General features: G+C 66.7%; 9 protein-coding genes and 1 pseudogene. 3 read left to right on the top strand and 7 right to left on the bottom strand.

Features of this window, described 5'->3' with window-relative positions; all coding sequences use genetic code 11:
• The 4 genes and pseudogenes from CUTER_RS12095 to CUTER_RS10010 form a co-directional block, all read right to left on the bottom strand.
• Positions 1–4,550, bottom strand: a pseudogene (locus CUTER_RS12095) (Eco57I restriction-modification methylase domain-containing protein).
• 16 nt (positions 4,551–4,566) lie between these two features.
• Positions 4,567–7,530 (bottom strand): DEAD/DEAH box helicase, encoded by a 2,964-nt coding sequence (locus CUTER_RS10020; protein WP_047260308.1) that lies wholly within the window; start codon positions 7,528–7,530, stop codon positions 4,567–4,569.
• A gap of 271 nt (positions 7,531–7,801) precedes the next feature.
• Positions 7,802–9,511: a DUF5635 domain-containing protein gene (locus CUTER_RS10015; protein ID WP_047260307.1), complete on the bottom strand. Its 1,710-nt coding sequence runs from the start codon at positions 9,509–9,511 to the stop codon at positions 7,802–7,804.
• Positions 9,512–9,780: 269 nt separating this feature from the next.
• A complete protein-coding gene (locus CUTER_RS10010) occupies positions 9,781–10,023 on the bottom strand; it encodes a hypothetical protein (protein WP_047260306.1) in 243 nt (80 codons plus the stop codon).
• An 864-nt stretch (positions 10,024–10,887) separates the two neighbouring features.
• Here CUTER_RS10010 and CUTER_RS10005 point away from each other — a divergent pair.
• The gene (locus CUTER_RS10005; RefSeq protein WP_330217682.1) at positions 10,888–12,963 is read left to right on the top strand and encodes an MMPL family transporter; all 2,076 of its coding nucleotides are present in this window, start codon (positions 10,888–10,890) and stop codon (positions 12,961–12,963) included.
• 6 nt (positions 12,964–12,969) lie between these two features.
• Here CUTER_RS10005 and CUTER_RS10000 read toward each other — a convergent pair whose 3' ends face one another.
• A complete protein-coding gene (locus CUTER_RS10000; RefSeq protein ID WP_144412311.1) occupies positions 12,970–14,586 on the bottom strand; it encodes a hypothetical protein in 1,617 nt (538 codons plus the stop codon).
• A 109-nt stretch (positions 14,587–14,695) separates the two neighbouring features.
• Here CUTER_RS10000 and CUTER_RS09995 point away from each other — a divergent pair, with 109 nt between their 5' ends.
• Both CUTER_RS09995 and CUTER_RS09990 read left to right on the top strand, forming a co-directional pair.
• A complete protein-coding gene (locus CUTER_RS09995) occupies positions 14,696–16,363 on the top strand; it encodes an ABC transporter ATP-binding protein/permease (protein WP_047260304.1) in 1,668 nt (555 codons plus the stop codon).
• Positions 16,360–17,952, top strand: a complete 1,593-nt coding sequence (locus tag CUTER_RS09990) for an amino acid ABC transporter ATP-binding/permease protein (RefSeq protein WP_047260303.1) — start codon at positions 16,360–16,362, stop codon at positions 17,950–17,952. Before CUTER_RS09995 ends, CUTER_RS09990 begins: the two co-directional genes overlap by 4 nt.
• Here CUTER_RS09990 and larB read toward each other — a convergent pair.
• Both larB and larE read right to left on the bottom strand, forming a co-directional pair.
• Positions 17,949–18,614 carry a nickel pincer cofactor biosynthesis protein LarB gene (gene larB, locus CUTER_RS09985; protein WP_047260302.1) on the bottom strand — a complete coding sequence of 222 codons (666 nt, stop codon included), beginning with the start codon at positions 18,612–18,614 and terminating at the stop codon, positions 17,949–17,951. The genes CUTER_RS09990 and larB overlap by 4 nt on opposite strands.
• Positions 18,586–19,470, bottom strand: coding sequence for an ATP-dependent sacrificial sulfur transferase LarE (gene larE, locus CUTER_RS09980; protein ID WP_047260301.1), 885 nt, complete (start codon positions 19,468–19,470; stop codon positions 18,586–18,588). Before larE ends, larB begins: the two co-directional genes overlap by 29 nt.
• Between the last annotated feature and the right edge of the window lie 59 nt (positions 19,471–19,529).

Below are 19,529 nucleotides of genomic sequence, written 5' to 3'. Positions count from 1 at the left end.
CTACAGGCAATCGGCGTAGTGCGCGTAGCAGGCCCGCAGGTCCGCCTCCCGGTCCAGGGGCGCGAAGGGATAGTCGAAGGTGTACGACGCGCCGGACTGCGGGTGCGTCCACGTGCGCTGCGCGACGGTGAGCTCTCCGCTGGGGTCCAGTTTGGCCTGTAGCTTCGCCACCTCCTTAGGCACTTTGCGCCCGTGAGCGTCGTAGAGATCCTCCGTGTCATAGCGGCGCATGACCGGGAACTGGGTGCGATAGATCATGCACAGCTCATCCGCGGTCACCCCAAGCGAGAGCGCCACAATCGCGTCAATTTCGTTCTGTGCGTGCCACCGATCCCGCGCGATACGCAACGGCGTATCCGGCGTCCACAGCTCACCCGTGATCCGCTCCCACAACGGCGCGTAGGCCTCGGTGAGGCAGTTGAGGCGGAGGTAGAGGCGGGCGGCAGCGTCGTTATTTCTAGAAACAGTCGGAAGGCCGAGGACGTTTGAGTTGAATATATGTCCGCTACCGGTTGAGCGGACGAAAAAATCGGCTAGAAGGGAAGAAGTCATCGCACCTGTCGAGGCTAGATAAATTGGGCTTAGTGTAGTGAAGGAATTGACGGTGTGAACGTGTGTTGCGCCTGGAGGTATGAGCGCAGGGTAAAGGGTGCGAAATCCCGTGACAGCTGCCATTTCTCGGTAAGCCACCCGGTACTGCTGTGAAACCAACACCGATTCGTCTTCGGAGACCTTCCAGTAGCCGTAGTCCTCGTCGTAGTGCTCTTTTTCTTCACGGTTCGGAGCGTATGCCGTAGCTGGGATGAACTCGGGCGGCATCGCCTCTAAGTCCACCTCGGACCAGTCCTGGTTATGCTTCATGGTCGGGTTGGGCTGCTTAATCATCGGGTTGGACACGCCTAGGTGCGGGCCCTGGAGAATAACACCCGTCCAGCGTCTGGGATGCTGCCAGGAGCTGTCGAAGTATCCCTTCTTCTTGTCGATGGATTCGTCCCAACCTCTAGAGAACTGCAACCCCAGTTCCTTGACCCGGGGAGCGTCGGCGAGCTTTTCCAACACGGCGGCCGCCTCGGTGTTGACGGTGTACACCGTCCGCGAGGCGATAACCGGAGTTCCCGGCTCCTCCAGGATGGAATGCCACAGCGTGAGGGTGTCCATGTTGACCTCGATGATGCGGTCCCGGTGGGGACGAAGATCCCAGTTGCCGTCATCGTCCTTGAATCCGGGAAGCGGGCCGGTGCCGTCGTGGCGAAGGGAGTCCAGGACCGTCTTCGGGTGGTAGAGCGACGTGGCACTGATGAAGGAAGGGTTCTCCGTGCGCGGGCCGTAGACATGGATCCCGTATTTCACGAGATGATGGACGTCGAACAGCACTAGTTCGTTCACAAACTGCCAATGCCGGCACAGCCTTCGGTAGGCACCGGCGCGCAGGGATGCTGCCTTCTTTTCCGTGAAGTGGGATTCCGGGTGCACCAAGGAGGTGATGCCGTGGGCGGACGCATTCGCCCACGTGCGCTCCATGAACCCGCGGTAGAGGTCCGGCTGCTGGCCCTCCAGGTGCGGGTAGCGAGAGACGTCGTTTAGGACCTCCGCGGTCACCACCGAATCGGATAATCCTCGGGCGAGGGTGGCGAGCACGGCCTCGTCGTCGGCCAGGCGCTGCCGTCGTTGTTTCTTCTCCGCCTGGGTGGGTTTGTGTGCCAGGCTGAACCACGGGTCGTGCTCGGAGTAGAGGGCGTCGACGTCCGTGCGGGGCCGCACCCACGGCGGGTTACCCACCTGCAGGTCGAAGCCGCCTTTGGCCATGACGGTGGCGAAGTCGAGGTCCCAGTGGAAGAAGGCCTGGTCGGCGGCCACCTGGCGGGCGACGGTCAGCCACGGGTGGGCGTCGATGAGCTCGTCGTAGGGCAGCGCGGTGAACTCCATCTGCTCTAGGGCGGTGAGTTCGTCCCACTGAAGGTCGTGGCCGATGGCCAATTGGTCGGCATTGCGGCTGGCCTTGATGGAGGTGCCCAGCGCGTCGCGCAGGGTGGCCAGCCACTCGGTTTTATCGGGGAGCTGGTCTACCTCGGTGAGCGGCCAGAACCACAGGGCGTTCCACGCGTCCATGACCAGGCGTAGGCGCTGGTAGGCGCCGTCGAGGTTGCCGAACAGCTCCGCGTCGATTTGCTGGCGGGTGACCACATTCGTGCGGGGGTAGCGTGTCCGAAGATGTCCAGGCGTCGGCTGGCCTGGTCCTCGGCGATGCGCAGGCGCACCAGGGCCAGCTGCCACAGCCGCTCCACCCGGGTGGCCAAGTCCTTGAGCGTCGTGACGTCGGCGGCGGAGAAGCCCTTGCGGATCTCCTTGCGCCACGCCTTCATGTGCCCGATGGCCTTAGGGGCGATCTCTTTGAGGTCCTTTGACTCCGCGGGTGAACCCCACCCCTTGCTGGGAACGAGGAAGTGATGCACCCGGCCCAACACGGCCGCGTCCACCGTGCCCTCTTCGACGGCTGCGGCCACGGTGGTCACCGGGTGGTGGACGGGCTGCTGGGTGAGGTAGTCGCGCTTGCGCAACGAAGCGGCGGTGACGGTAGAGCGCGACGCGCCGATGAGCGAGTTCCCGTGGCGCAGGTGCAGGCCGAACCAGGGCGCGTGCAGCTGCGAGGACATGGTGTTGAGCCACAGGGAGATCTCGGCGAGCTCCACCGCAGTCTTGTTGAGGTCCACGCCGTACACCTGGTGCAACGCGATGGAGGCTTTGACCTTTTGCAGTTCCTCGGTGAGCCTCTCCGGGTCGATGGTCTCACCCAGTTCCTGCTGCTTTTTCTCCAGGTAGAGCTCAGCGAGCTGGTTGACGGCCTCCACGGCGAAGGCCCCGGAGCCCATCGCCGGCTCGCAGATCTTTAGGCGCAGGATGTCGTCGGCGGCGTCGATGCGGTGCGCAGCGTCGAGCTCCTCGATGGCCTGGCCCACCACGAACTCGGTAATCACCGGCGGGGAGTAGAAGGACGCGGAACGCTCCCGGTCCCTGGAGGACTGGCGGAACACGAAATCGCCCGGGGCGTAGCGGCGGTTGCGTCGCACGCCCTCGCCGGTGACCTCCTGGACGAAGCTGTCTTGGGGAAGGTCCGCGGCCAGCGCCGGGGTGACCAGCCAGGAACCCTTGGACGCGTCGCCCTTGGGGGCGACCTCGAACATCTCGGTGGCGGCGATGGAGCCGGTGTAGGACATGAGGCCCTCATACACCTGACCCAGCTGGGTGACCCCCAGGCTGGCGTAGGAGACGAACCCGCGGTCCTTGCCCGACACCTCCCGGGTGAGCAGGAGGTTTTGCAGCACCCGGTGCAGCGCCGCGTTGGACAGCTTCACCGCAGAGATGTAGCTGGTGGCTTCTGGCAGGAACAGGTCCGCCGAGAGGCTGCGGAAGGTCAGGCCCGGCTCCGCGGTGTCATCGAAGGCCAGGGAGTGCTCATCCAGCGGGTCGTGGCCGGTGTTGATGAGTTCGAAGAGCAGCTGCAGGCTGTCGTAGAGGTAGGTTCCGCTCGCCGCGCGGTCGGTGGGCGGTTCGGTGAGGATCTTTTCTCTCAAGTTGGCCAGGCCGTAGCCTTCGTCGTACTCCGGCACGCCGGTGGGCAGGATGTTGAGCTCCGGGGAGGCTTCTGCGAAGAGCAGGAAGAGGATGCGGTACAGGTAGCGCAGCGCCTGCTTGGCCAGCTCGTCGCCGGCGATGGCGTCAATGCCCACGTCCTGCTGCTCATGGCGGCGAAGGACGTCGTTGCCGATGATCTCGATGGACTCCTTGATGGCGTGGCGTAAGTCCTCGGAGACCTTCACCGCGTGGTTGCGGGACTGCTCCAGGGTGGTGGTCCACCACGTGGTGCCGTCGGCGGCGCGTTCGATGTGCTCGCGCGCCAACGCCGCCGCCACCAGCGTCAGCTCGCCACGGGCGGTGGTGTCGTTGCGCTCGGCGGCCAGGGCCACGTCCACGGCCAGGTAGCGGCCCAACGGCCACGTCTCCCGCTCGGCGAGCACCACCCACGCGCCGGCGATGAGCACGACAAACGCCGGGGCGTCGTCGCTAAGAAACACCTCCGTCACCGCCTTGACTGCGGTGATGGGTAAGGGTTTGCCGCCGCGGGTGGGGGTGACGCGCAGCGTTGCGTCGGTGAGCTCCTCCACCCCGGAGATGGGGGTGGTGCGCAGGTAGATGACGGTGCCCGCGCGGTCGCTCCCGGCGTTGAGGCCCAGGGTGTCCTCCGCGCGGGTCAGTTCCAGCTCACCCGGGGCGGGGTAGCCGAACGCCCGCTCGATGGCCTCGGCGGCGGCGTCGACCGACGCGGCGTTGGGGGCGTCGATGAGCGACAGTGTGGTCTGCAGCTGGTTGCGGGTAGAGGTCAACCGCGACCACGGGGACACCGGCTTCGCTAGCTGCTTGTCCTCGGCCTTCCACGCCTTGACGGCGTCCGCGGCGCGGTTGGTGAAGGACTCGCCTTTCGTCTCATCGGTGGTCAGGTAGTAGTCGCTGATCCACTCGTCGACATTGATGATGGAATCGACATTGGCCATGAGAAATCCTTCACTCCTACTTGTGCGCGGCCGTGGTGGTGGGGATGATGACCGCGAGCGGGCGTACCAGCGTGCGCTCCGGGATGGTGGCGGCTAAGAGGCCGCGTTCCTCCGCGATCACCTGCCGGGAGCGCATGAGCGGGCGGGAGCCCGGCCGGCCCGCGGCCTGCGCCTCCCACTCCTCGGTGAGCTCCCGGCGGGCGGCGGCGCGTGCGGTGGCTTGCGCCTGGGCGGAGGCGTTGGTGAGATCCGCCAACCCCTGCGCCGCCTGAAGGCCGTCGCGCAGCAACTCCTCGGCTTCTGCTGGCACGGTGAGCGTGCCGGTAGAGATCGCATCCTTGGTCAGGCCGGTGCCGTGCAGCCAGGTGAACACATCCTCGATGGTGCGGGTGTGGGCGATCCCCATCCCGGGCGGGCCCGGCGTGGCCACGTGAAACGCCCGGGAGACTACCTGGCCGCGCGAGTTCGTCAGCGTGGTCATGAACAACGCGGACATTTTCTCCACCGTGCCCACAAACGCCGGGATCTGCGAACGTTCCAAGGAACTCAGCGCCCTATCCGCCGCCCAGCTGGTCACCGGGTGCAGCGGGCCAAGGTAGTGCGCCTTCGGCCAGGACTTCTCCGACTTCTTCTCCCGCGCCGCGGCGAGCTGCGCTTCACCGCGGGTGGCAGTGGTGGCGAGCATGAGTCGCTGCTTGATCTGCCGGTAGGAGACGTAATCCTGCGGCAGGTAGTCGAAACGCCGCTGCAGATCCGGCGGTGGGGTGAGCTCCAGCAGGTCGGGTGCGTCCATAGTCAACCCGACGCCGCCGGCCGCCGGGGGCTGCGACGGCACCCCGTTGAACGCCTCCGCGAGGGCGTCGACGAGGTAGTCCTTCTCCTTGCGGTACAAGCTCGACACTGGTGGCGTGGCGGGCGCCGCGGGTTCTTGGGTGGCGGTGAGGCCGTCAGTGGCGGTGGGTCCGTCGGCGGTACTGGGGTCCAGCGCCAAGAGCTGGGCCAGGACCGCTTCGATGTCGCTGCCGTCGCCGTCGCCTCCGGTGCTGGGATTCGCGGCGGCGTCAAGGACGTCGCCGGCGGTGCGCACCGTGGCGTCGAAGTCCTTAGCCCCTCGCAGCACGTCCCGGATGCCGTCCTCCTCTCGCTGCTCGGAGTGCTCGCCCATGAGCGAGGCGACGTCGCCGAGCAGCTGATTCGCCTCATACTCGCGCTCCATGAGCTTAGAGAGCACCCGGATCTCGCCGACGGCGTCAGCATCCGCCGGGTCCAGCAACAACGCCGCGATCCGCGGCGGTTTCTGCTGCCCGTAGCGGTCAATGCGGCCGTTGCGCTGCTGGATGCGGATCAAGGACCACGGGATGTCGTAATGCACCAGGTCATGGCACTGGGCGTGCAGGTTCACGCCCTCGGAGGCGACGTCGCCGGTGATGAGCACGCGCAGTGGGGTGTCGGCGCGCTTGAACTCGTCGATGAGCTGCATCTGCTCAATGTCCGACATCTGTCCGTGCATGGTCTTCACCGCGTCCGGCTTCAACCCCAGGTCGCGGATGAGGTTCTCCCGCAGCCACGACAGAGTAGCCACCCGCTCAGAGAACACCACCACCCGGTTCGGGCTCTTCTTGGCAATGCCCACCGTAGTGGTGAGGTAGTTGAGCAGCGTGGCGTACTTGTTGCTGGTCCGCGCGGTCACTGCGGCGTTGAGCTCCCGCAGGCGGGTGAGGTCTTCCCGCTCGTTCGGGTGCGCTGCGGTAGCACCTGTGGTCTTCAGAGTTCGCAGGCGGTTGGCGATGGTTTCATCTAGGGCCGCCGGCGAGGACAAAAACGCCTTGACCAGTGTCCAGGCAAAAAGGTGCCGGCCCGTGGTCCGGCCGGTGCTCCGCGACGCCGGGGTGAGCCAGGTATCGCGCAGCTCATTGGCCACCGCATTCTCCGTCTTCGAGGCATCCACCAAAAGATTCGTAGGCTCGGGGCGCTGCGCCCACTTCTCGCCCACCTTCTGCTTGACCTCTGGGGAATTACGATGCCGGCGAATAATCATCCGCTTCGCCACCTGGAGATCAATACTGCCATCCGGGCGTACCGCCAGTGGATCCAACAGCTTGAGGATTTCCTTAAACGAATCCGGCTTTCCGTTATGTGGAGTGGCTGATGCCAGGATGAGTGCTTCCGTTTGGCGGGCAACGGTACGCGCCAGTGCATTGTTCTGCGTGCCGGAATTGGTGGCGTTGTGGATCTCATCGATGACCACAATGTCCCAATGTACCTTCTCAAGCTGCGCCTTATACTTTGCGGACTTCAACGTGTCCATGGACACAATGACGCGCGGGAAATAGGTAAAAGGATTCTTCGACGCCGGCAGCTTCTGGCGCACCCGCTGGATCCCTAAGGAATCCAGGCGCACCAGCGGCACCGCGCAGCGCGTCCAGATCTCCTGCTGGAACTGCTCCAACACGTGCTTCGGCGTGATGACTAAGATGCGCTCACCCCGGCCCCGGCGGATGAGCTCTGCCATAATCATCCCGATCTCCAAGGTCTTGCCCAGACCGACGGCATCCGCCAGCAAGATCCGCGGCCGAATCAGTTCGGGGCTCACCGCGCGTCGAACCGCGGATACCTGATAATCCAGCTTGTCCGCCAGGATCCGCTCAGCGACCTCCAGCCGATCCTGATACAACGGCACCGGGGTTTGCCTAATGGTGGACTCCAGCCACAGGCGGGACGTGCGGAACCCCGGCGAATTATCCGGGGTGATGGTCACCTGCGCCGGGTCGAACACCTCCAGGTCGCGATCCAACGCGGTATAGAACGTGGACGTGGTGTCGCGGACGTAGTCCGACAGCCCGCGGGCCTTAACCTTAAAGCCGTCCGACGAACGGGACACGTGCGTCACCAGCCAGTACTCGTCTCTGGCCTTGATGGTGACCCCAGGGGAGAGCTGCGAGAACTCTTCGGCGGGTGCGGCCACGGGAGCGTCAGTCATGGTCAAGAATTTACCTGTAACCCCGCTGTTCGGGGCGGTGGGGAGCAGGAGTTTTGGGTTGTTGGGGGCACGTGGGGCGCGGGTCGGGCAGATCAAGGGGAAGCGGGTGCGTGAGGACGAACGGTACGTCGGGATCGCAATGTGAGGGCGGGTCATGCTCGCGCCGAACCGCCCGAGCATGGTGCTACATCCAGCCCCTGACCTGGGCAATGGTAGATTAGACCCCCTCTAATCTCACACGATTTCGCCTCTGGGGCGGTGGCGTGACAGATTAGCGCAGCCGGTATCTGGTCGAGCGGCCTCCGCCTAGTTTTTTCACCATTCCATCGTCCTGCATCTCCTGGATGCACTTGGTGGCCGTACCGCGGGACACGCCGCACAGCTCCATGAGGTCGCTGGTGTAGAGATCACCGACCTCACGAAGCCATGCATACGCCACTGTGGTTAGGTCGCTGACGTTCGTGGACAGGTAGGGCAGCTGCCCTCCGTCGCCCAGAATGGCGCGCGCGGTATTTCCCAGCCGCCACACGTCCTTGAACCTCACGACCAGTGGCTCACCATCCACCGTCGTCTGGCTCGCCGCCTCAAGGGCGGTCCTGCCGGCTTCCTGCTGGGACTGCAGGCCGCGTGCCACTGTTTCCACGGATACGAACGCACGAGATAACAGGAGGTACACGATGATCGCAATGCGGTAATCCTGCTGACGCGGCTTAGGAATGATGCGCGACATGAGATCCAGCACGGGCAGTACCGGTTCGCCGCCGACCAGCGTTGTTTCCACGTAGGGACCTGCCACTTCCTCAATGGTGGGTGGCCGGTGGCCGAGGGAAATCATGGATTGATACATGCGATCCACGCCCACTCCCTGCTTGTCCACGAGCCCGATCGCTCGGTATAGATCCGCCAGGGCGGGGTAGCGAGCAGCTCGGTTGCTCAGCACATTCGCCGAGGTGATCGCTGGCATGAATCCGCCGGGGCTGCGGACGATGAGGGTGCTGTCCAGCTCAATCCAGCGAACGTCGATGGGTTCGCTGCGGTTCCAATCCCGGTGGATCATCGCATTGAGTAGAGCTTCGCGCACCGCACTGTGAGGAATTTGCGGAACTGGAGCGTGGACAAGCCTCTCGACGAGCGTGTTGTTCTTGTTGGCGATTCTTAAAGCCTGCTCGATCTGATCCAGCTGTTCGAGCGCCGAGCGCCCCGGCTCGCCCACAACGCGATTGGCTATGTGACCACCATGAACATCAAAGACAGTGAGCTCGATAACAGTGGTAGGCAGCGCGCTGAACAGTACTGACCCCGCCAGGGTCAGCTTGCCGGAAGAACTCAGGGCTCCGAGGCGCCGCACCGTTTCTTCAGTGGTGAGGTCGCTCGGAACCCGCGGGGAGCGACGCGCGATATCCAGTGCCGCGGGGCGGACATCGTCGGACGTATTGCTGGAGTCTTCGGCCATCTCATCGAAAGCGTGCTGCGAGCGCCTATGTTCCCACCATTCGGAACGATCCACGGGCTGACAGGCATCGCCCACCCTCCAGCGCAGGCTCCCGCCCGTGTCCTCCACGGGTTCCCGAGCTGGGGCGACGTAGATAGCGAGCACTCGCTGCCCTTGGATGCGATGCTCTAACACGTCAGGTGCTACGTCAACGGCGGAGTAGATCCTCTGTCGAAGCCAATCCACGTCTAGCTCGGTGCCGATGAGCCGGCCTGTTTTATCCTCGACGCCGACAATGAGCGCGCCGCCTCCCGGAGTGTTGGCCATACAGGCCACCTCATTGGCCAGCTTGGTGGCGGCTTCCTGGTTTTCGGATTGACCAGGTTCGATGATGGATCCGCGGCGTCGGCCGGCTTCTTCCTTGAAGTCCACGTCCTGCGTCTCGTCGGTGGTGACAAGGCGTCCCTCGGTGGCGGAGGCGAGGATTGCCTCGACCTGGCGACGTAGCGCTTCCCGGCGTCCATCGTCCGAAGATAATCTACTGAGCAAAGCAGTCACCTACCTGGGGAATGTTAGATTAGACTCCCCCTAATCTAACACGATTCTGGCCTTGGTGCGGTTTCGTGACAGATTAGGCGACCCGCCGAGGCGGCACCCGGCGTGCCTTGGTGGTTGCCGGCTTTGGTGCCTGCCGGCGTGGGGTTGCGCGGCCTAGGAATCGAACTCCGGGTCGGAACAACGTCGGAACGCAAACCCGTCACACGGCCAAGGGCCAGACCGTCCTCAGGGGGCTCGCGAAGCGCTACGCGGTCAGCGGGCTACAGAGACACCTCATGCCAGCTTCCGTGGACGAACGGTGCCGATAACTCGCGGTCAAATCTTGAAAGCAGGAGCGCACGGCCGTCGGTCTTTTCAACGCGAACGGGGCGCGTGCCTTCGATCTCTGAGTCAGGAAGCACCAAAAACGCCTCGTCGATCTCACGACCGACCTTCGCCCACGGATACGGGCGGTTAAGCTTCTGAGCAATCTCGTACGCCTGAGCAAACGTCTCTACCTTCACGACCGGACCCCTTCGATCAAATGCTCGATTCCGTTACGAAAAGTGTACCCCTTCAAGTTGACCCAACGGATCGAACCAGCAAAGACGTTCGAAAGCTCCCCCTCTAGATCACGATCTCTCCACCACGCTTCTCCCAACCAATCATATGAGGGACACCTTCGCCCTTATACCGGAGAAATCTGGCTCTTCGCAGTTGAGGGTGTAGCCGGGTAGCGGGTGGCGTGGCCGGACGCGGGTCGAGGTTGTTAGCACGATAGAAGATGCGACACTACCCATCACGAAGGACTCTGACGTGGACGTCACTGGCCACCGGGTCCTCAGGGTTTTCGAGCAGCTTCGCCTCGATCGCGTCGATTTTGGCCTAATCCTCGGAGTCTCGTCGTGCAACGGCTGCCATTGTGGTCTATCTCCTTGTGGTGTGATGTCCTGTCGTGCACAAACCATCAGGCACTCCCTGTCGTAACCGCCCGGATATTGGTTCGCTGTCAGCTGCTGAGATCCGATCCCCGCCGCGCCTCGTCGAGCCGTCCACGATGCACCTGGCTTCAGGCGATGCACGTGCATCACCACCAAGCCCGCGGCGAGCTTTCCCGGCCACGCCCTCAACTGTGACGAGCCGCAAGTGGTGCCCACGCTTCCGGATGCCACTGGCGCCCGTACCGAAGGGCAGGCCCACAAACACTACATTCTGAATAAAAATCAATTGAAAACAAGAATGAAGGCCGACCGGGAAACCGCGCTACAACCCGACACTAAATATCCCGCTAATCCACCCTTATCGAACCCGACATTCAAAACCACTGAAAGGTGAAGTTTAGGTGAACAGCCGGTTATGGAATAATTGTTGACATGCCTCAAACCCGCGTGACACGAATAATTGTCGCCCTCGCCATACTTGGTGTGTGGCTGGGGGCCATGGCCTTCGGCGGACCTACGTTCGGAAAGATCTCCGAGGTCAGCACCAACGACCAAGCAACCTTCCTCCCCGCCACAGCAGAATCCACCCGCGCCGGCGAAATCGCCCAGCGCTTCGACGGCGGCGACGCCATCCCCGCCATCATCGTCGGCGAAATTGCCTCCCCGGCGGACCTCGCCGCGCTCGACGACACCGGCGAGCAACTGCGCGGCGTCGACGGCGTGGGCAGCGTCATCGGCCCCCTGCCCTCCGAGGACGGCAAAGCCGCACAGTTCGTGGTGCTCATCGACGCCACGGATTCCTCCGAGGCGGTCTCGGGCGTCGTCGGCGAGTTGCGCGACGTCGCCGCGGCTGCCGAGGTCGCGGACCTGCACGTCACCGGCCCGGCCGGCTTTGCCACCGACTTAGGCGCCGCCTTCGCCGGCATCGACGGCCTGCTGTTGCTGGTGACCCTCGCCGCGGTGATGGTGATCCTCGTGGTCGTGTACCGCTCGGTGTTGCTGCCGATCATCGTCGTCGCCACGTCCATGGCGGCGCTGTGCGCGGCCATCGTCACCATCTACTGGCTGGCGCGCTGGGGTGTCATCGTCCTCAACGGTCAGGCGCAGGGCATTGTGTCCATCCTCGTCATCGGCGCCACCACGGACTACGCGCTGCTGCTGGTAGCCCGCCACCGGGAGGAGCTCACCCGCGAGGCAAACGTCATGACGGCGCTGCGCACCTCCGTCCGGGGATCCTTCGGCGCGATTTCCGCCTCCGCGGCCACCGTCGCCGTCGCCGTGCTGTGCATGCTGGTCTCTGACCTGAACTCCAACAAGTCCCTCGGCCCCGTCGCCGCCATCGGCATCGCCTACGCCTGGGCCGCGGGCCTGACGCTGTTGCCGGTGTTGCTGGGCCTGGGTCGTCGGGCCGTGTTCTGGCCGGCCGCGCCGAAGGTCACGGACGACACGGATGCTGCCCACCACGGTGTGTGGGGGCGCGTATCCGACTTCGTGGCCGCCGCGCCCCGCAAAGTGTGGGTCGTCACCCTGCTAGTGCTGCTCGCCGGGGCTGTGTGGGCGCCGACGCTGCGCGCCGACGGCGTGTCCACCAACGACATCCTCCTCGGCGAGTCCGACGCCAAGGCCGGCCAGGAGGTACTCGGCGCCCACTTCGACGCCGGTTCCGGCTCGCCGGTCACCATCATCGCGCCGACCGACACCGTCACGGAGGTGCTCTCGGCCGTCGACGGCCGCGAGGGCATGAGCTCCGCCACCGTCACCGGGCCGGGTGGGGCGCCGGGTGGTCCGGATAACGCCCAGGTCGTCGACGGCATGGTGCTGGTCCAGGCCACGCTCACCGATCCGGCCGAATCGCCCGCCGCCGAGGCCACCGTCGTCACGCTGCGCGAGGATCTGCACGCCATCGACGGCGACATCCTCGTCGGCGGCACCACCGCCACCGCCGTCGACTCGACGGCCACCTCCCAGCGAGACCTGCGCCTCATCTTGCCGCTCGTGCTGGCCGTGGTGCTCGCCGTGCTCGTGGTGCTGCTGCGTTCCATTCTGCTGCCGGTGCTGCTCGTCGGCGCCACCGTCGTCAGCTTCGGCACCGCCATCGGTGTCTCCGCCCTCGTGTTCAACCACGTGTTTAACTTCCCCGGCGCGGACCCGTCGGTGCCGCTGTACGGCTTCGTGTTCCTCGTGGCCCTCGGCGTGGACTACACCATCTTCCTCATGACCCGGGCCCGGGAGGAGACCGCCGACGTCGGCACGCGCAAGGCGGTGCTGCGCTCCCTGGCCGTGACCGGCGGGGTGATTACCTCCGCCGGGGTGGTGCTGGCCGCCACCTTCGCCGCGCTGGCGGTGATCCCGCTCATGTTCATGGTGCAGCTGGCGTTCATCGTCGCGTTCGGCGTGCTCGTGGACACGCTGCTGGTGCGCACGCTGCTCATCCCGGGCCTGGTGCTCGACATCGGCCCGGCGGTGTGGTGGCCGTGGCGCAAGCAGGTGGAGCCGGCCACCACGGCTACCACGGCCGAATAGGACTAGCTAGCTCGCCGCCTGGCGCGACTGCAGCTCCGCGGTCGCGTCGGCGATGAGCGACAGCAGCTCCTCCGGTGACATCTCGGCCAGCGGGCGCCCGGCGTCGACGGTGACCCCCGCGCCGCCGGCCGAGCCCGCACCGCCAGAGGACTGGCCGGTTTCCTCATTGACAACGGTGATCGTGCCGTCGGGGGCGATGTCCGCGCGGTAGGAGACGGCCTGCCCCTGGCCGATGCTCGCCACCCAGTGCCCGTCGCGCCCGGGCAGGATCTCGTAGACCGTCATGCCGGAGGCCCACCGGGTGGTCCAGGCGGAGTCACCGTGCACGGAGCTTTCCTTGATGCTCGTCGCCAGGGTAGAGGTGGCCGGAAGATCGGGGAACGCGTTGATCACCACGGGTTTGAGCTCCGGGGCGTCCTGGCGGCCCGGGACCACAGAGATCGCGGTGATGGACTGCGAGGATCCGCGCGGGGTCAGCGGGCTGACGTACGCCGTGGTCTTATCGGGGCGCACGAGGAGGAACTCGGACTCGTTGCCCTGGTTCGTGTCCTCCTCGTCCTTATCGGTCAGGTCGTAGCCGTAGCGGCTGCCCCACCAGTCGGCCAGCGAACCGCCGGCGTTGATGGCTTCGCGCTGCTTCGCCGCCAGGCTCAGCGGGTAGGTGGGGCCCTCGATCTCCGGGGCGATGTCCTCCACCACGCTCAACCCTTCGGGCGTGTAGACGGCGGCGCCGGCCGGGGCCTTACGCACCGCCCAGAACCCCTCGTAGCGGTACAGGGGAACCACCACCACCGGGGTGTCGCCGGCGCAGTAGCCGTAGGCGTCCGACCTGGTGAAGTGCGCGGTGGGGCGCTGAGCGTGGATGGACCAGCTCAAGGAGTGCCACGGCCAGAACGTGTCGAGGCGCTTGTTCATCTCCTCAGGCACGCTGCAAAACGACGACGCCTCCCCAGGAATAGGCCCGGTCGTTGGCATGTTGAGGGTCTGCACGGCCTCGTATCCGCCGAAGCCCAGCGGTCCGCGCTCCTTGACGAGGACGCCATAGCGGGAACTGCCCTCACCCTTGGCGGCGTCGCCGTCACTGGCGGCCGGGACGAAGCGGACGTTTTCCCGGTCACCGATGACGTCTCCCTGGTCGCGCATGGCGAAGTTGTTAGCCACCACCCACGGGGCGCGCTCGGCGAAGTCGGTGACCTCCTCCGCCTGCGTGGTGGGGTAGGACCGGCCCACCAGGTAGGGGTGCACAAAAATCCCGTAGCCGACGCCGAGCGCGGCGACGAAGCACAACAGCCACGGCACCGGCCGGTGGAGATCGATGCTCGCCGCGCCCTTCTTCGCCGCGCCCTTCTTCGCGGCGGGCTCACCGCCGCCGTCGGCGTCGTCGGGCAGCCAGGTGGCTTCGTTCGGCGTCCGGGCGCTGGGACGCAGCGCGGCCATCGCGGCGATGAGCAGCGGGACGACGACGAGCACCACGGCGAAGAAGTACTCGCGAACAACGGTGTCCCACAACGCGGCGACACCAAGCCCGGAGCGCCAGGCCTGGACGAGGGAGACTAGCACCACCACCGTCAACGCAGTGACAAGGACTGATCGGACGGGTTTGTGCTGGCGAGGAGGGGTCATGCCAGCCATCGTACGCCCGGACCCAATGCGGCATGGTCGAACACATCGACTAGCGTAACCAGGTAACCCTGTCCTAAAAACAGCCTGCTCAAGAGAGGACGGACACTCGATGACCGCTTCCGTACCGGGTGCCGGCTCGGCCGTCGACGCCGCCAGCATCCGGGCCACCGCCATCACGGCGCTCATCCACCTCGGCTACGCCGTCGCCACCGCCTTCAGCCTCATCAGCGCCGCCGGGGTGCTGCGCGACGACGGCCGCGTCGCCGCCGCAGCCTGGGCCGTCGGGGCAGCGATCGTCGCCGCCGGCTTCTCTGCCGCCGAAGTGATCCACGGCGGCCGCGCCGCCCGCGCCAATGAGGCCCGGCTACGTCGACGCATCCTGCTCGCCCTGTTTCGCCAGCAGCAATCACCTCTCAGCGACGGCCAGGCCAGCGCCGGCGACGTCGTCAGCCTCGCCACGGACAACGCCGAGCGGCTCATGGACTTCCGCCACACCTACCTCGGCGGCGCCCTCGCCAGCCTCGTGGTTCCCTTCGGCGTGGCGGCGGTCGTCGGCGTGGCCGTCAGCCCGACGGTAGGCGTCGGGCTCGCCGTCGGCTTCGCTGCCGTGCCGCTCATCGTGGGCGGGTTCTCCCGGGCGTTTCGCTCGGTCTCCGGCAACTCCCGCCGCGAGCGGGCGCGCCTGACGGTGAACTACCTCGACGCCCTGCGCAACCTCACCCCCATCCGGCTCTTCGGCGCCGGTCGACGCACCGAGGAGCGCCTCGCCGCCGCCGGGGAAGCGAACCGCCGGGCGATCATGCGCCTTCTGGCCAGCAATCAGCTCATCATCATCGTGCTCGACGGCGCGTTCTCGCTGCTCCTCGTCTGCCTGACGGCGGGCCTACTCGCCCGCGAGGTGGCAACCGGCGCGGTCACTCCCGCCGAGGCGCTCGCCGTGTTGCTCTGCCTGATCCTCGTCATCGAGCCGCTGTCCCAGGTCGCCGGATTCTTCTACGTGGGCATGGGCGGGCTGGCGGCCCAGCGCGGCATCAACCGCTACCTCGCCACCGCACCGGCAACGCCGGCCGCGCCTAGCACCGTCGCGCCAAGCACCGCCTCCTCCGGCACCGTCGCGCTGCGCCACGCCACGTACACCTACCCGGGCGAGGACACAGCCGTCCTCGACGGGGTGGATCTCGACGTCGCCGCCGGCGAGAAGGTGGCGCTCGTGGGGCGCAGCGGCGCCGGCAAGTCCACCGTCGTCAACCTCGTTCGCGGCGGCCTGCGCCCCACCGCGCCGGGGCAGGTGTTCGTCGACGGCGTCGACGTCGCCAACCTGGACAGCTCCGCCGTCCGTCGCCTCAGCGCGGTGGTGGCCCAGCGCACGTGGCTCTTCCACGGCACCATCGCCGACAATCTCCGCATCGCCGACCCGGACGCCACCGAAGAACACATGTGGGACGCGCTTCGCCGAGCCCACCTGGCCGAGGACGTCGCCGCCTTCGCCGACGGCCTCGATAGCGACGTCGGCGAGCGCGGATCCCTGCTCTCCGGCGGCCAAGCTCAGCGACTGTCCCTGGCCCGGGCGTTCCTCTCCGGGCGCCGACTGCTGCTGCTCGACGAGCCCACCTCCCAGGTGGATGCCGCCTCCGAGGAGCAGATCATCGCCGCGCTCAACGACACCCACGACCTCAGCGTCCTCGTGGTCACCCACCGCCCGGCCGTCGCCGAGGCGGCCGACCGCGTGGTGGAACTGTCCCATGGCCGCACAACACCCCCGGAGGCATCCGCATGACAATTCTGCGTTGGTTGCTCGGCGTTACCCGCCCGGTCCACCCGCCACTGCTGGCGTCGGCGTTGTTACGATGCCTCAACCTAGGCCTCGGCGTGGTCATGTTCGGCCTGGCCGGATACGCGGTGGCGAGCGCGTTCGACGGCTCGCTGCGCCTCGCCGCCTTCGGCTGGCTCATAGCGGCGGCCATCGCCAAGGCGGTGGCGTATTACCTGGAGCAATTCCTCGGCCACCTTGTCGCCTTCAAAGCCCTGGAGCTGCTGCGCTCCCACGCCTTCTCGCGGCTGTGGCCCACCGCGCCGGGCACGCTCATGCGCGCCCGCTCCGGCGACCTGTTGGCCACCCTGACCCGCGACGTTGACCGCATCGAGGTGGTCTACGCCCACACCTTCGCCCCGCTGGTGGCGGCCGTGGTGGTGCCGGCGACGGCGGTGCTCAGCGTCGGCGCGGCCGTCGGCTGGTCGGTGGTGGCCGTGCCCGCCGCCTGCCTGCTGCTGTCGCTGCTCGTGGTGCCGTCGGTGGGCGTGCGATCCACGATGCGCGCCACCCGCCGGGCGCTGGACACTCGCCGGGAGTTGTCCGCCCACGTCACCGACAGCGTGTTCGGCGCCGACGAGATCACCGGCTACGCCCGGGAGGCCGACCGCCTCGACGAGCAGTCCCACCTCGACGCAGCCGTCGCCCGCCAGGCGCGCGTGGGCGCCGTGACCCGGGCCGTGCGCCGCGGCGCGAACGTTGCGCTGCTGCTCATCTCGGTGCTCGCCGTCGCCTGGCACAGCGCCGAGCTCGGCCTGCCGACGGCCTTCGCGCTCACGGTGGGCACCCTCTACCTCTTCGAAGGCCCCCGCGGGGTGGAGGACGCCGTGGGCACCCTCGACTACTCCGTCTCTGCGGCGAGGCGCCTCTACGAGCTGTGTCACGAACCACCCCTGGTGACCGACGGGCCGCGCACCCTCACCCTCGACGCCGCCCCGCGCATCGACTTCGCCGACGTCACCTACACCTACCCCGGCGCGTCGGAGCCGGTGCTCACCAATTTCACGCTCTCCGTCGCGCCGGGCGAGCACGTCACCCTCATGGGCCCGTCGGGCTGCGGCAAGACCACCGCCGCGCAGCTTCTGGCCCGCTTCGACGACCCCGACGCCGGGCACATCCTCATCAACGGCGTCGACGCCACCGAGTACACCCTCGACTCCCTGCGCGCCGCCGTGGCCGTGGTCGGCCAGCGCCCGCAGCTGCTGCACACCACCGTGGCCGCTAACCTCCGCCTGGGCAATCCGGAGGCCAGCGACGAGGAGCTGTACGACGCGCTGCGCGCCGTCGAACTCGGCGAGGAAATCACCGACCTCAACCGCAACGTTGGCCAGGACGGCGCCCGCCTGTCCGGGGGCCAGGCCCAGCGGCTCTGCCTCGCCCGGGCGCTGGTGGCCCGGCCGAAGGTGCTCATCCTCGACGAGTTCACCGCCAGCCTCAACGTCGAACTGGCCCAGCGGCTACGGGCGAACCTCGCCGCGCGCGGCGACGCGCTCACCATCGTCGAGATCGCCCACACCGTCGAGCCGCAGCACCCCGGGCGGATCGTGCGCCTTTAGCGCGCCGCGATCTGCGCGGCGAGGTGCCCGGCGCCGTAGCCGTTGTCAATATTGACCACGCCGATGCCCGGCGCGCAGGCGTTGAGCATCGTCAACAGCGGGGCGATGCCACCCGCCCCCGCGCCGTAGCCCACGGAGGTAGGCACCGCGACGACGGGCGCCTTGACCAGCCCGGCCACCACCCCGGGCAGGGCGCCGTCCATGCCGGCCACCACAACGATGACCCCCGCCTCGTGCAGGGTCTGCTCGTAGGAGAGCAGCCGGTGGATCCCGGCCACGCCGACGTCGGCGATGAGCCGAGTGTCTCGCCCCAGGTAGCGGGCGGTGTACTCCGCCTCCCTAGCCACCGGCAGGTCCGAGGTCCCGGCGCACACGACGAGCACCTTCTCCCCGGTCGGCTCCGGCGGGGTGGCGGGGTAGGCCGCAAAGCCCGCCTCCGCGTCGACGAAGGCGTCCACGGCCTGCGAGATCGCCTCCAGGTGTGCAGCCGACGCGCGGGTGAACAACGTGGTGTGCGAAGAGTCCGCCAAGGCGGCGGCGATGGCGCCGACCTGTTCGACGGTCTTGCGCTCGCAGTACACCGCCTCCGGGTAGCCGCGGCGCGTCGCCCGGTCCATGTCCAGGTGAGCGAAGTCACCGACCTTCTTTATTGGCTCCGGCATAGGAGAGTTTTCCCTTCTCAAGTAGCAGGGTGAGCGTCATGACACCCGACTGGATGCCGCGAACGTCGACGGCAGCAAACGTGAAACCCGCCTCGATGGCGGCGGCGTGGATCGCGTCGGCCGTGTCGAGCTCCAACGCCCGGGCCATCTCCTTGCGGGGAAGCTCGATGCGGGCGATGGTCCCGTGGTGGCGGACCCGAGACTCACTAAATCCCAGCCTATAGAGAGCCAACTCCAAGGCCTCAATTTGGGCGAGCTTCTCCGGGTCGACGCTCATGCCGTGGGGGATGCGCGACGCCAGGCACGGCGCGGCCGGTTTATCAGCGTTCGGCAGCGCGAAGGCGTGGGCGAGGGAGCGAACCTCCGCCTTCGTCAGCCCGGCCGCGGCCAGCGGGCGCAACACGTTGTGCTCGGTGGCGGCCTGCGCGCCGGGGCGATCGGGGCGCAGCGCGTCGTCCGCGTTCTCCCCGTAGGCGACGGCGCCCAACCCGTGGGAGGCGACCACCTGCGCGTCGATGGTGTCAAACATCTCCGTCTTGCAGAAGTAACAACGGTCGACGTCATTGGCGCGGTAGCCTTCCAGCTCTTGCTCCTTTGTGGTGACCTCGACGACCTCGGCGCCGATGAACTCCGCCACGTCGTGCGCCTGCGCGCGCTCCCTAGCCGCCAGCGACGCCGACACCGCCAGGATCCCCAGCGTGCGCTCCGGGCCGAGGAGGTAATGGCAGGCGGCGAGCAGCACCGTGGAGTCAACACCGCCGGAAAACGCGACCCCAATGCGCCCCGTCTCCGGCAGATGCGCGGCAATACGATCCAGCAATGGGCGGGCGGATTCGTCGTGGAGTTGAAGAGTCATAGTGGACACTGTAGGCCAACCTAAGTGGCTTAGGGAGGAGTCCGGATGGCCGTTATCCA

Source organism: Corynebacterium uterequi, assembly GCF_001021065.1.
In the GTDB taxonomy this organism is placed as follows: domain Bacteria; phylum Actinomycetota; class Actinomycetes; order Mycobacteriales; family Mycobacteriaceae; genus Corynebacterium; species Corynebacterium uterequi.
Note: the sequence above shows the minus strand (reverse complement) of the source record. Positions and strands in the feature narration are given on the sequence as shown.